This window comes from Adlercreutzia equolifaciens (assembly GCF_029076695.1).
GTDB classification, from domain to species: domain Bacteria; phylum Actinomycetota; class Coriobacteriia; order Coriobacteriales; family Eggerthellaceae; genus Adlercreutzia; species Adlercreutzia equolifaciens_A.
In genome coordinates this window covers 206,290-219,836 of sequence record NZ_JARFIK010000001.1, presented here as the reverse complement: position 1 = coordinate 219,836, position 13,547 = coordinate 206,290, and the positions used below count along the sequence as shown (strand labels likewise).

Here is a 13,547-nt window from a genome sequence, read left to right as displayed (position 1 = left end):
GAGGCTTCCATGCTTGAAGGCGATAAAATCCTCGTCGCGCGCGGCGAGAACCCCTGCTATCTTCTGCTCGATCAGGCCAACCGTCACGGTCTTATTGCCGGCGCCTCGGGCACGGGCAAAACCGTTACGTTGAAAGTGCTGGCCGAGGGCTTTGCCCAGGCCGGCGTGCCGGTGTTTCTTGCCGATGTGAAAGGTGACGTCACGGGCATGGCCGAGCCGGCCGACAACGCCGAGGCCATGGCCGAGCGTGCTGCGTCCCTGGGCGCCCAGGGGTGGACGCCCCGCGGCTGCGATGTGCGTCTGTGGGACATGCTCACCGCCGACGGCATCCCCGTGCGCATCACTATCTCCGACATGGGGCCCGACTTGCTCGCTCGCCTGCTTGGCCTTACCGACGTGCAGCGCGGCGTGCTGGCCATCGCCTTCCGCCTGGCCGACGACAACGGCATGCTGCTCATCGACCTGAAAGACCTGCGTGCCATGCTCGCCTACCTGGCCGAACACTCCAGCGAGGTGGAAACGCTCTACGGCCGCGTCTCCTCGCAGTCCATCGGTGCCATTCAGCGCGCCCTGCTCACCCTGGAGGATCAGGGCGGCAACATCTTCTTCGGTGAGCCGAACCTGGACATTACCGACTGGCTGGTCACCGACGACGCCGGCCAGGGCGTGGTCAACATCCTGAACGCCGCGAAGCTCATGGCCAGTCCCCAGGTGTACGCCATGTTCCTGCTGTGGATGCTTGGCGAAATCTACGAGATGCTGCCCGAAGCGGGCGACCTGCCCAAACCGAAGTTCGTCTTCTTCTTCGACGAGGCGCACTTGCTGTTCAACGACATGCCCAAGGAGCTCACGGACAAAATCGTCCAAACGGTGAAGCTCATTCGCTCCAAAGGCGTGGGCGTCTACTTCATCAGCCAATCACCCTCCGACATTCCCGATGAAGTGCTTGCCCAGCTGTCCAACCGCATCCAGCACGGGCTGCGCGCCTACACGCCGGCCGAGCAGAAGGCCGTGAAGGCCGCCGCGGCCTCGTTCCGCGAGAACCCGGCGTTCGATTCCGTGGACGCGCTGCAAGAAGTGGGCACGGGCGAGGCGCTGGTGTCGCTGCTCAACGAGGACGGCCAGCCCTGTGTGGTGGAGCGTGCCAAGGTGTTGCCGCCCGAGTGCAAGATGGGCGCTGCCTCGCCGGAAACCCTTGAGAAAGTCCGGCAGGCTCAGGCTGCCCTCATGGAGAAGTACGGCCAGGCCATTGATCGCGAAAGTGCCTACGAGAAGATAGCCGCTGAGAAGAACGCCGCCGCCGAAGCCGACGAGCTGGCCGCGCAAAAGGCTCAGCTGGAAAAGGAGCGCGCCGAGTTCGAGAAGCAGAAGGCGGCCGAAGAAGCCCGGGCAGCGAAGGCGGCCGAGAAGGAGGCCGAGCGTGCCCAGAAGGCCGCTGAAAAGGAAGCCGAGCGTGCGGCCCGAGCGGCCGAAAAGCAGCGCGAGCAGGCCATGAAGACGGTCAGCTCGGTCATCGGGCAAATTGGCCGCGAAACCAGTCGCCAGCTCCTTCGCGGCATCTTCGGTGGTTTGCGGAAGTAGCGCGACAAAGCGGGCGGCGCGTATGAAGAAAAGGCCCGGTGCGCTTTTCGTGGATGCAGACGAAAGACGTGCCGGGCTACTTCTCGTTTTTCTGCCAGTTTGCGGCAGATTCGATGCAGAAAAATGGTCTCCTATAAAATAAGGAGACGCTGCAGAGTCGTAGCGACGCTCAGATGCCGTTGTCGCGCCTTGTGAGCCCCGCCTGCTCGATGCGAGCCACGGGGTCTGGTGGCTCGCTCATCGTCAGCTATCTGTTCGTTGGCCGATCTTGCCGTCGGCCCTGATCGCCCCATCTGTCAAGGAGGAACTTCCGTGTTCGATCATTCGCCTCTTCTGACGCGTCGGTCTTTTATGGCCGCCAGCGCTTGGACAGCGGCCGCTTTTGCTTGCGGTACCGGAGGCCTTTTGGCAGGATGCAGCGGCGGAGGCACTCAGCAGTCCGCCGCGCCCGAAGAACCGGAGCCCTATGTGAGTCCCTACAACTGGGACAACTTGGTGTGGGACGGCGAAAAGCTGGCCTATTACGAGGATAACCAGGTGCGTTCGCGCTGGGGTATCGACGTGTCCGAGCATCAGGGCGACGCTATCGACTGGGTCCAAGTGGCCGCGGCTGGGGTGCAGTTCGTCTTCGCACGCATCGGCAATCGCGGCGCTACTGAGGGCGCTCTGGGGGCCGACGAGTTCTTCTACCAGAATGCCGTGCGCGCCCACGAGGCAGGGCTCGAGGTGAGCGCCTACTTCTTCTCCCAGGCACTTACCGAGGACGAAGCGCGCGAAGAGGCTGCCTTCGCCATCGACAACCTGCGCGAGACCGAACAGGCCGGGGTCACCTTCGCCACCGTCGCCTACGACCATGAGGCCGTGGAGATCGAAGGAGCCCGTGCGAACAACCTGTCGGCCGAGCAGTTCACCGCTAACGCTTTGGCTTTCTGCGAGGCTATCAAGCAGGCGGGGTATCAGCCCCTCATTTATGGGAACCAGAATGACCTTCTGCGATTGACGGCGGAAGCCCGCGCTGCCTACCCACTGTGGTTGGCGGAATACGGCGTGCCTTCGCCTACGGCTCCCTTCGATTTTGCTCTTTGGCAGTACACCAATGCCGGTGATGTGGCCGGCATCGAGACGCCAGTGGACTTGAACCTGTGGCTCGAGCCGAAATAGCTTCATCGTCAAAATCTCGCAAATTCCCAGTTCACGTTACCCGCAACCATTGGTTGTCGCGGGGAATTTTGCCCGCTTCTGGTAAATTGACCACATAAGGTGCTGGTGCAACTGGTGCGGAAACCATAGGGTGAGAGGCAAGATGTGACGAAGAAGACGCGAAAGGGAACTGTGATGAACGTCGAAATCGCCCAGCGCCTTGCCGAACTGCGCCGCGAGCGCGGGTTCTCCCAAGAGGACCTGGCCACGCAATTGGGATTGTCGCGCCAGGCCGTGTCCAAGTGGGAGCGCGCCGAGTCGGCTCCCGATATGGGCAACCTCATTGCCTTGGCCGATCTGTACGAAGTAACCATTGATGAGCTGTTGCGCGTTAGTCCGGAAGTGGAAGAAGATATGCGCTATGAGGCCCAGGAGCGCGCGACCTCGGCAGAAAACGAGGTGGTCGAAGCGGCCGCTGCGGCTCAAGAGGCCGCGGTGCGCGCTCAGTCGGCGGCGGCCGAGGCGGCTACCGTGGCCACCGCCGCCTCCAAGGAGTCGGTGGAGCCCGCGAAGGTAGTTGTGGAGGTGAACGCGTCTCGTCCGATTGCCCCGTCGATGCCAGGGGCGTCGGCCCAGCAGCCACCTTTCGTGCAGGGGGCGCCTTACGGGGCGCCGCGGCCGGTTCCTCCGATGTCTTCGACTCCCATGACGCCACCTCCCACGCCGATGGCCCCGTCTCCGGCACCAATGCCCGTACCCGCGTCGGCACCGAAGGACCCGCTGCAAAGCTTTCCCTATCCGCTGCTGTGCGCGGTGATCTTCCTACTGGTGGGCTTCTGCTTCGGGTGGTGGCATCCGGGTTGGGTCATTTTCCTGACCATCCCCTTCTATTACTGGGCGGTGAACGTTCTGGAGGCCGATCCGGGATTTCAAGAATGGAAGGCCGAGCGCGCCCAGCGTGCCGCAAGCTTCGGCGGCGCGGCGTCTGCTGAGGGCGTTGGTGCTGTCAGCGCACCCACGGTGCAGGCTGGCAGTTCGTCTGCGGCGGCTTCCGCCGCCGCGCCCGCTGGAAGCACCCCCTCGGCGGTATCGGCCTATGGGTCCCAATCGGCCCCTCCGGCATCATCTGACGCTTCCGAAGAAGAAGGGGGCGACCGATGAAACTGGCGAAGAGCACCTATGTGAAGATCGGCCTCATTGCTTTGCTCTGCCTGCTGGTGTGCGGGTGGCTGGGCGGCTGCCTGCGCGGCAATCGCGGCTGGAGTGATTGGGGAAGTCCCTGGTGGCCGCTGGGCGGCGTGGCGGGCTGCATGGCCTTTGAGCCGCTGTCCGATGTGGTCAAAGACAGTGCTGTCATTGTGACCGACGACTATGAGGGACCGGAAAACGCCCATGCCGATGCCTGGGGGCAAGGCAGCTTCGAGGTGGAGGCGGCGAAGGTGTCGGCCATCGAATTGAACTGGCTGGCTGGTAAGGTGAACGTCCGCGTGGTGCCCGACGAGGAGACCAACGGCGCTATTCGTGCTACGGAAACGTTGAGCGGGCGGGTGCCAGATCTTCTGTGGGAAGTGTCCGAGAGCGGCACGCTTTCCATCGACTACCTGCCAAGTCACGGCGGTTTGTTGGGGTGTTCCAACTCGTGGGGTGCGGGCAAGGAGCTGGAACTGCTCATTCCCGCCTCGCTGCAAGACCATTTGGAGCGCTTCGAGCTCGATGCGGCTTCGGGCGACTACACCATCGACGGCGCTTCGGGCGATGTGCTGTGCTCCCAGTTTGAATTGGATGTGGCCTCGGGATCGGTGGCGGTGAGCAATATCGCGGTCGAATCGCTTGATCTTACCTTGGCCAGCGGGCGCGTTTCCTACGAGGGCACGGTGGCTCAGATCTTGTCCGTCGAGCAGGCCTCCGGCGAGTTTCTTCTGAGCTCGACCCCGGCGCCTCCGGCTGCCATCACGGGTTCGCTGGCATCGGGCCGTATCGTGCTGGAGCTTCCGGCCGATACAGCGTTGACGGCCCAAGTGGATAAAACCACCGGTAGCTTCCGTAATGATTTCGAGGGCGCTCAGAGCGGCGAAGGGGCGGCCTGCAAGCTTGACTTCGATATTCTGAGCGGCTCCCTGGAGCTGATAGCGTCCTAGGGAGCGCAGCCCGCGCTAGCCAACATCAGCCAACAAAAAGAGGGCGACCCCACGGGGTCGCCCTCGGTGCGTTTATGCTGCGAATGAACTGCGTTCGTGCTGCAGGGGCGTTTAGAGCCGTTGGGATGGCTTAGCGCTGACCGAAGAGGTCCTCCAGGCTGCCGCCGTTGCCATAGCCGTAGCCGTTGCCGCCGCCCCAGCCGTAGCCGTAGTCGTTGCCGCCATTGCCCCAGCCATAGCCGTAGTCGTCACCGTAGCCATAACCGTTGCCGTTGCCTCGGTCGTCCTGGCCCCAGCCCTCGTTGCCGCGCTGGTCGCCGTTATCGCGCTGGTCGTTCTCGGGGGCCTGCTGCTCCTGCTGCTTCTCGGCTTCGGCCTTCTCCTGCTGGGTGGCGGAGTCGTCGCCCAGGGTCACTTCCACCTCACGCTCCTTGCCGTCGGTGTTCACGGTCAGCTTCACCGTGTCGCCGGGCTGCTTGCCGCGCACGGCCAGCATGAGGTCGGAAGCGCTTTCCACCTTCTCGCCGTCGAAGGCGGTGATGATGTCGCCGGTCTGGATGCCCGCAGCGGCAGCGCCCGAACCCTCGGAGACGGCGGCCACGTAAGCGCCCTCATCGGCCGACAGCCCGTAAGCAGAAGCGGTCTGGTCGTTCACCGAGGACAGGCTCACGCCCAGCTGCGCATGGGTGGGGTTCTCGCCAGCAATGATCTGGTTGGCCAGGTTCACGGCGTAGTTCACCGGGATGGCGAAGCCGACGCCGGAGTAGTTGCCGGAGTAGGAGGTGATCAGCGTGTTGATGCCAATCAGGCGTCCCTCGCTGTCAACCAGCGCGCCGCCGGAGTTGCCCGGGTTGATGGCCGCGTCGGTCTGGATCATGTTGGGGTAGATGGTGGTCTCACCGGTGCCGCCGGACTGCATGGACTCCTGGGCGTCCATGATCTGGGAGCGGCTGGTGGCCGACACGATGCCCGTGGCCACGGACTGCTCCAGGCCGAAGGGGCTGCCCAGGGTCATAACCCACTCGCCGATGGTCAGGTCGTCGGAGTCGCCCAACTCCATGACCGTCAGGTTCTTAGCGTCCTTCGCCTTCAACACGGCCACGTCGGAGGAGGGGTCGGCGCCCACCAGCTCGGCGTCGTAGGTCTCGCCGGCCACGGTGACCTTGTAGGCGCTACCGCCCTCGACCACGTGGTTGTTGGTGATGATGTAGCCGTCCTGGGAAAGCACCACGCCCGAGCCCTGGGAATAAGCCTGCAGGTTGCTCTCGTCGCCCTGCTGGCCCTGGCTCTGCTGGCCCATGCCGGCGAATTGGCCCATGCCGGCCGAGGCGTCCACGTACACGTCCACGGCCACCACGGAAGGCAGGCACTTGGCGGCCACGGCCTCGGGCAGGGTGACGTCGTCGTTGGTGTTGATGACGGTCTGGGTGAGGGGTGCGGTCTCGCTGCCCGTGGCCTCGGCCGTGGCGGGATTGATGACGGCGCTCTGCACGCCAAAGGCCAGCATGCAGGCCAGGGCCGCGCCGGCAAAGCCGGTCAGGAAGGTACGGCCGCCCATCTTCGCCTTGGCGTTGGGCACGTTGTTCTCCACGCTGGCCACCACGGACTCGTCCAGGTTGAAGGCCGGGGCGCTCGGCGGAGCCATGTCGGCGCTGCCGGAGAGCAGGGGCTGGTTGTTCGGGGTGTTGTTGAGGTTGTTCATTCGTATCTCCTTAAAGGGTCCAATGAGGGGGTTGTCCGTTGTGCCCGAAGGCACGGTGCTTTGTGCTGAAGCGCACACTATCACGCTCCAGCACGGTTTTCGGACGAGGGCAACCCCTTATCACGGACGAGCCACGGAGATACATCAGCGGGAGTAGTCTACCCGTTGTACGCAGGGCTTTTACGGGGCTCCTAGCCCTCGGTGGCCCTAAGAGCCTCGCATTATTGCGCGCCGGCGCGGTGCCGCGGATGCGCGGTTTCCATGGGTCTGCGGCCTCGTGTCGGTGACGACGCAGGTGCGGGTTTCGCGCCCTTACTCCTCTTCAAGAACGATGCGGTTGATACGGTCGGCCAGATCGCTTCCGCGTTCGTAGAACTGCAGGCTCTGGTTGTGGGCGAAGTAGCGGTCGGACCCGTGGTCATTGATGAAGGTCATGCCGGCGCGGCTGACCGACAGGTCCGTCACCAGCATGAGCATCTCTTGGCCTTCGCCGAAGGCGGCCTCGACGAAGCGGAAGACGTTGTCCAGGGCCAGCGAGGCTCCCTCGATGGCCGCATCCAGCTCGTCGAGCATTTCGCCGAACAGTTGCCGCACCAGCGAGAACGTGGTGCCTCCTGGCAGATCGGCTCCCAAGCGCAACGCGGTGTCCAGAAGTGCGATGGTGCGCTCGTAGGAGCGATAGCGCTCCTCGTCCAGCAGGCTGTTGGCGCGCTCGGTGTCGCGGGTGCGGGCCAGGGTTGCTATTGTGGTCTTAACAATTTCGGCAATATCATCACTTTCGGTAAGGCCACAACCGAAAACCCCTTCCTTAAGCTCGCCCAAGGCCTGGTGCGCAAAGGCTGCCGCCTTCTCCTCCAGCACGGCGCCGCGCAGCTGTCCCACCGTAGCGTCCACGATGAGGCCCATAACGGCCACGCGCTCGTCAAAGGGCGCCAGCCGCGCGCGTTCGGCCAGCGCCGCATCGGCGGTGCCGTCCAAGATGCGGTCAATCTGGTAATCCGAACGGTACTTCGTGAACAAGTCGTAGTACAGGGCGAAGCGCTTGGCGATGTCCGGGTTCTGCACGTACTGCTCCACCAGCAGCTCGTCCACTAAAATCCCCTGGGCTTCGTAGAGCTTGATCATGGCGGAAAGGTCGTCCCAGCCGCGGGCCGTCACGAAGGAGGCCCCGTCAGGGGTGGCTTCCACGGCGTAGAAGTGGCTGCGCTCGATATCCAGGTAGGTGATGACGGCCGGATGCACTTCGGCCGACACGGCGTACTCGCGCCACGTCTCGTAATCGGGCTCCACATCAATGCGCTTGAGGCGATCCCAGGTGGCAATGTCGAAGTCGTGGGCGGTGCGGTTGTACTCCGGGGGATTGCCGGCGGTTACCACAATCCAGCCATCGGGCACCTTGTGGCGGCCGAACACCTTGTACTGCAGAAACTGCAGCATGGCCGGAGTCAGGGTCTCGGATACGCAGTTGATCTCGTCCAGGAACAGAATGCCCTCGGTGCGACCCGTTTCCTCCATGGCCTCGTAGACCGAGGCAATGATCTCGCTCATGGTGTACTCCGACACCTGGTACTCCACGCCGCCGTAGTTCTTGCTGGCAATAAAGGGGAGGCCCAGGGCGCTTTGGCGCGTATGGTGCGTCATGGAGTAGGCCACGAATCCCACTTCCAGCTCGCGGGCAATTTGCTCCATGATGGCCGTCTTGCCAATGCCGGGTGCGCCGATGAGGAACACGGGGCGTTGGCGCTCCGGTGGCAGCAAGTAGTTGCCGAATTCGTCCTTGGTGAAGTAGGCCACCATGGCGTTGCGAATTTGCTGCTTGGCTTCACGGATGTTCATAGAGGCTCCTTGCTAACGGGCGTTACAGGGGTTCGTTCTCAAGCACGAAGGTCTCGTCCAGTACTACCTTCATGGCCCACGGGGGCACAGGGGCGCTGTGGGCCGCATCGTCGGAATCTAGGAACACAAAGGCGGTTTCGTAGGCGGGGCGATGCTTGGGGTAGGTGCCCTGGCCGTCGGTAAAGTAAATGAGGCCGCCCAGATCGTCCAGGTCGCCGCGCATCAGGGCCTCGTCCACATAGTCGAACACCGGCCGGAAGTCGGTGCCGCCCAAACCGCGGATTTCCAGATGGTCCAGGTAGCGGTCAAGGTCGCGCAGGCTCTCGATGCGGGCGACGTCGGTCACGGCCGCATCGCACTGGATAACGAGCACGTTCATTTTCGAGAAGAAGCTGGTCTCGTCGGCCAGGATGGCGTAGGTGCGCTCGATGAATTTCCGCACCAGGCCGTCTTTGGTGGACGCCGAGGTGTCGATGGCAATAACGAAATCGCGGATGCGCTTCTCTTCGGCAAATTCCACGGGTTCCACCAGGGGCAAGTTGCCGTAGAGGGAAAGGCCGTAGCAGTAGAACACATAGTCGAACTCGTCGTCGTTCACGCGAATCTGCTCGCCCATGCGGGCGAATTTGCGCAGGAAAGCGCGGTAGTCGTGCTTTTCGCGGGTGACCTTGCGCAGGTTCATGGCCAAGTTCGAGCCCTCGATGCCCCACAAGCGCGCGTAGGCATCCAACTGAATGCCCATTTCTAGGGCGGCGTTTTCCCACTGCTCGCGGGAGCGGTCCAGCTGAACCGTGTCCGCTAGGCGCTCGCCCACGGCGGGCGCAGCGTTTTGGGGTGCCTCTTTCTGGGCGATGTCGGCCGATCCCATGGCCTGCTCAGCCTTGTGAGAGTAGGGGGCCTCTTCGGCTTCTTCGGGCACGTCCATGTCAGTGCCGGAAATGCCGGCTTTGCCTGCGGGCGCCGCGCGGCGGCCTTCGCCCTCGGCGGCGTCGCCCTCTTCGGGGACGCCCGCGGTCCCTTCGCCGATGGCGATGGCGTGCCAGGGGCGGTGATCGTCGACGTAGAAGCGCGCGCCCAGGCGGGCCAGGTCTTCGTCGGTGGCGCCAGCCGCGCGCCGTTCGCGCAGGGCGGCGTACACGCGCTCGGCAGTCATGAGCCCTGCTTCTTCAGTCATGCGCTCCAGCTCGGGGCGGCAGGCTGCGGCCTGGGGCGTGCGCGTAGCGGGTAAGTCCAGCTGGTCGATGACCGATTCCACTACCATGTCGCAGGCGATGTCCCACAAGTCGGGCTCAATGCCGGCACCGGGATACAGGTGTAGGAACACGTTGTGGAGGATGATGTGCAGGTAGGCGCGGGCTGCCGAGGCGCTGTCCGTGGCGTAGAGGCGCGCCCACCAAGCGGGGTCGAAACGCAGGTGCGCGCCGTCGGTGGCGAAGGTGGCTCCCGCTAGGGGCAGGGGCTCCAGGCGCGCGAACGCAGCGCTCATGAAACGCAGGCTGACCAGCAGTTCGTTTTGCACCAAAGCCAGGGCGTCCAAGGCCAGGGGAGTGAGAGAGGAGGCCGCGACGCTGCCGCTAGAGTTGCGCGAAGAAGCCGACGGAGCGGAGGAAGAAGCTGCGGTCGGAGAGGAAGAAACCAGTGCCGGTGAGGAAGGAGCCAACGGCGCGGAAGTAGTGCGTTCCTGCATGGTCCCTCCTTTGCTCGCGCGTCCCCTTGCTTCGCTGCTCGTCCGTAGTGTAGCATGGCGCAGAAAGGCGGTAAACGCGGGGAGAAGCCCAATTTGGGAAGGTGCACAAAAGCTATGAGCGATCACTACCTGGTTAACCGAGACGGCGCCACTGCGTTAAGCGAGATCATTGCGCAGACGCAACAAACACCTCTCACGCTCTCCCTCGACGAGGTAACCGTCGAGATTCCCGGCCATCCCATTGAAGGGGAGAACTGGGCGCCTCAGCTAGCGCCCTTCAAACCTTGGGTGCACGATGCCGCCCTCGATGAGCGCAACGAGCTCGACGGCACCGACGGAGACCTGCTCATTGTGGGCGCGCTCGGCATGGGCATCTCCGATGAGGAGCGCGAGTCTCTGATCGGCGATGCGGTACATGGTGATGGGGTGAAGGTGGCGGCTGAGGGGGGCGATGAGTCGTCACCAACCGCTGGCATGACGCCTCATCAGCTCTGGGAAGCGGGCTTGACGCCGCCCTGGCGTGGTGAAGAGGCTACGACTGGGGTGTGCCCGCCAGCCGAGGGTGGCCAGAGGGAGGATAGCCGCGAAAGGGAGTTGCTTGTTTCGACGGGGGTAGGCACGGCAGCTGATAGAGACCGTGAAACAATGGATTTGAACCGTGAAACACCCATTGCCAGCCGTGAAACACCGAGCGAAATCCGTGAAACAATTTTGCTCAATGGCGTTGCCGGCGAAGGAGAGCGCTTCGCACTCAATGTTCCCGTGAAAGTACGCGAGGATGGCGACGGGTACGCGCTTTCTGCTGTGCATCTTTCGGTGTTGGCTGAGCATGGGCTTCCTGCCGACAACTTGGTGGTTGTCGTGCCGTCGTTCATTGGAGGACGCTCCGTGGTGCGCATTGCCTCCGAGGCCTTTGCGCGCCGTTTCACTAGTGGCGTACGGGTGCGGCTCCTGGTGGTTCCGGATAGTGTAGAGGTGGTAGGAGCCCAAGCCTTCGGCTCGGTGTGTGCCGAGACGATCTACCTGGGTCGCAACGTGCGCACCTACGATCCCGCCCCGCTCGACATGGCGCTTCCCTCGCCGCGCCTGGAAGCCCGTCGCTATCAGGTGCATCCCCAGAATGAGACGTTCTTCGTGCAAGACGGCTGCTTGTTGGAGCGCATGCAAAAGGATACCGGATCGTCGCGGTTGCTCTTCATCGAGGCGCCCTACGAGGAGGAAGTGGCGCTCCCCGCGGGCATCCGCATCATGGGTGCGGCGACTCTTGCGAAAGGCTGTCCGCCGCCACGCGTGCTAGATGCGCCCTTATCGCTTGAGCGCGTTGACGGCTCGGTACCCCCAGAGACCCTATGGCGATCGGACGATCCTGCCGCATTGAAGCACGTTGTCGCCCGCTGCGGCGGTCGCGTTACCGACTACCAAGCGGTTGAGCAGGAGGAATGCTGGTACGGATTCAGTGCGACGCATGAAGAGGATGGTCTGCCCGATGATGTGCGTACGGAAGTGAGCCGGGCGATGGATGGCGACGCTTGCACCGCGTCTGGGGCTGTGGGTTCACCCTCCGTTACCCGTGAGGCCCATCTTGTGGCTGGTCCGCCCGCGCCGGACTCGGTTTCGCGGCGTTTCTCGTCGGCGGCTCACGCGCGTGTGCAGGGGGCTGCCACGCTTTCGCCCCGCGAAATTGCCGCGAATGCAGCCAGCGCCATGGTGGCACCCGTGTCCACGGCCGATCGCCTTGCGCTGCCGCGGGCCGTGGAAGGAGCTGCGCTCACAGCCATAGCCGAGCGCGCCTTGATCACGGCGCCAGCTACCCTTGTCATCCCTGAAACGGTCCGCGCCATTGCCGATGGCAATACCGCGAAGGGAACACGCAAGCTCATGTTGTCCGAGGGGCTGCAAAGCATCGGTGCTCACTGCTTCTGCTCGCGCACGTTGGTGGGGCCCGTGCTCATTCCCTCCAGCGTTACCTCCATCGGCGAGGGCAGTTTCGAGTACGCCGTGGTGCGCTTGGCGGCCGCCGATGCCGTCGTGCACATCACCTCCGATCAGCTGATCAGCTGTTTCTTGACGGATGCGCCAGACGGCATTCCCTTCGACTTCGAGCGCTACGACGCCCAGCTGCTGGCCGGACGCGGTTTGCCCGATCATTTGGGCGCCCTGCTCCATCGTTTGGCGGTACCTTTCCGCTTGGAGTCCGCCATGGCCGCACGTATTGTGGACGCGCTGCGCGAACGAGCGACTGACGCCATGGCCGCCGTGGCTCGCGAGGGGGATATTGCCATGGTGCGCGCCTTGGCCGAAGGGGGCTTTCTTGACGATGAAGCGCTCTTCGAGCGTCAAATCGAGCGCCTGCGCGCCAGCAACCGCACCGACTGCGTGCTCTACCTCATGAACTGGCACCGCGACCGCCAGGAAGCTGCCCGCGCCACCGCAGCCGCCGCCAAGCCCCAACGGGCCCGCGACCGCTTCGCGCTGTAGGAGAATGCGTAGAAGAGTAAGCAAGAGGCGCCGCGCTCGACGTGTCTTCTTGCATTAAAGTTGTCGTATAGCTAAATATATAAAATGATATACTGCTTGAAACGAAAGGAGGGGCCATGGCGTTGTCTCAAATGAACGTGCGCATCGATGAGCAGGTGCGCATTCAGGGCAATCAGGCTCTGGAAAGTGTGGGGCTTACGCCCGCGCGTACGGTGCGCGACCTTTGGGGGTTTGCTGCCCGCAATCGCAACAATCCTGTGCGCCTCAAGCGGGTGTTGCGCTTCCTCGAAGAGGCCGAACGTGACGCTGGGGCACCTCAATCTCGTTTACAGGCAGTCGAAAACGGATGGCGCATGGCGGACGAGGGCTTGGCCGCGTTGGGCATTTCCGTCGCCGACGCTGAACCCATCTCCCTTGATGAGCTTAAAGAGCAGGCTTATCGCGAGCGCTGGGAAGCGAAGGGTCTGCTATGACCCAAGAGCACCCCGTCCTGTTGCTGGACACCAACATTTGGATGGACAACTACTTTGCGCATCGCCCTTTTTGCCAGGAGTCGCGGGAGCTTATCGCTTATGCGATTGAGGAAAATCTCACGCTGGCTTATGCGGCCACTTCGACGAAAGACCTGTTCTTTCTCGCAAGCAGCGAATTGAAGCGTTTGGCACGCCAAGCTGCAGGCTCGTTGTCCGAGGAAAGTGCCCGAGCCTGTTCGTCTCTGGCCTGGGGGTTCCTGCAGAATATGACAGAAATTGCTGTTGCCGTGCCGGTGGGGGAGCCGCAAATTTGGCTCGCCACCCACTACCGCGGCCTGCACGAAGACTACGAGGACGACCTCATTCTGGCGGCAGCCGAATCGTCGAAGGCCGACTATCTTGTCACCAACGATAAGGCCCTCTTCGGCAAAGCGTCGATTCCGACATTTACTAGCCCTGACATGCTCGCGTATTTCGCGATGCAAAATCCAGCGGCAGGGCTTTAGCGAAAA

At 63.2% G+C, this 13,547-nt stretch carries 10 protein-coding genes; 7 read left to right on the top strand and 3 right to left on the bottom strand.

What is annotated here, in order from left to right; all coding sequences use genetic code 11:
• The first annotated feature begins 9 nt into the window (after window positions 1-9).
• The 4 genes from PZH32_RS00670 (at window position 10) to PZH32_RS00655 (ending at window position 4,859) form a co-directional block, all read left to right on the top strand.
• On the top strand, window positions 10-1,581 hold the full coding sequence (locus tag PZH32_RS00670; protein WP_275205709.1) for a helicase HerA-like domain-containing protein: 1,572 nt from the start codon (window positions 10-12) through the stop codon (window positions 1,579-1,581).
• 312 nt (window positions 1,582-1,893) lie between these two features.
• Window positions 1,894-2,742, top strand: coding sequence for a GH25 family lysozyme (locus tag PZH32_RS00665; RefSeq protein ID WP_275205708.1), 849 nt, complete (start codon window positions 1,894-1,896; stop codon window positions 2,740-2,742).
• Window positions 2,743-2,916: 174 nt separating this feature from the next.
• Window positions 2,917-3,882 (top strand): helix-turn-helix domain-containing protein, encoded by a 966-nt coding sequence (locus tag PZH32_RS00660; protein ID WP_275205707.1) that lies wholly within the window; start codon window positions 2,917-2,919, stop codon window positions 3,880-3,882.
• On the top strand, window positions 3,879-4,859 hold the full coding sequence (locus PZH32_RS00655; RefSeq protein ID WP_275205706.1) for a DUF4097 family beta strand repeat-containing protein: 981 nt from the start codon (window positions 3,879-3,881) through the stop codon (window positions 4,857-4,859). Before PZH32_RS00660 ends, PZH32_RS00655 begins: the two co-directional genes overlap by 4 nt.
• Window positions 4,860-4,989: 130 nt before the next feature.
• Here the strand turns inward: PZH32_RS00655 and PZH32_RS00650 are convergent, their stop codons facing one another.
• The 3 genes from PZH32_RS00650 to PZH32_RS00640 all read right to left on the bottom strand — a co-directional run bounded on the left by PZH32_RS00650 (window position 4,990) and on the right by PZH32_RS00640 (window position 10,084).
• Window positions 4,990-6,561 carry a S1C family serine protease gene (locus tag PZH32_RS00650; protein ID WP_275205705.1) on the bottom strand — a complete coding sequence of 524 codons (1,572 nt, stop codon included), beginning with the start codon at window positions 6,559-6,561 and terminating at the stop codon, window positions 4,990-4,992.
• A gap of 312 nt (window positions 6,562-6,873) precedes the next feature.
• The gene (locus PZH32_RS00645; RefSeq protein ID WP_275205704.1) at window positions 6,874-8,397 is read right to left on the bottom strand and encodes an ATP-binding protein; all 1,524 of its coding nucleotides are present in this window, start codon (window positions 8,395-8,397) and stop codon (window positions 6,874-6,876) included.
• 22 nt (window positions 8,398-8,419) lie between these two features.
• Entirely contained in the window at window positions 8,420-10,084 is a 1,665-nt protein-coding gene (locus PZH32_RS00640; RefSeq protein WP_275205703.1) for a vWA domain-containing protein, read from the bottom strand.
• A gap of 114 nt (window positions 10,085-10,198) precedes the next feature.
• On the opposite strand from PZH32_RS00640, the gene PZH32_RS00635 reads away from it, so the two are divergent.
• The 3 genes from PZH32_RS00635 (at window position 10,199) to PZH32_RS00625 (ending at window position 13,541) form a co-directional block, all read left to right on the top strand.
• Window positions 10,199-12,562: a hypothetical protein gene (locus PZH32_RS00635; RefSeq protein ID WP_275205702.1), complete on the top strand. Its 2,364-nt coding sequence runs from the start codon at window positions 10,199-10,201 to the stop codon at window positions 12,560-12,562.
• 116 nt (window positions 12,563-12,678) lie between these two features.
• Entirely contained in the window at window positions 12,679-13,035 is a 357-nt protein-coding gene (locus PZH32_RS00630) for a type II toxin-antitoxin system RelB/DinJ family antitoxin (RefSeq protein ID WP_275205701.1), read from the top strand.
• Window positions 13,032-13,541, top strand: a complete 510-nt coding sequence (locus tag PZH32_RS00625) for a type II toxin-antitoxin system VapC family toxin (RefSeq protein ID WP_275205700.1) — start codon at window positions 13,032-13,034, stop codon at window positions 13,539-13,541. Before PZH32_RS00630 ends, PZH32_RS00625 begins: the two co-directional genes overlap by 4 nt.
• The last annotated feature ends 6 nt before the right edge of the window (window positions 13,542-13,547 follow it).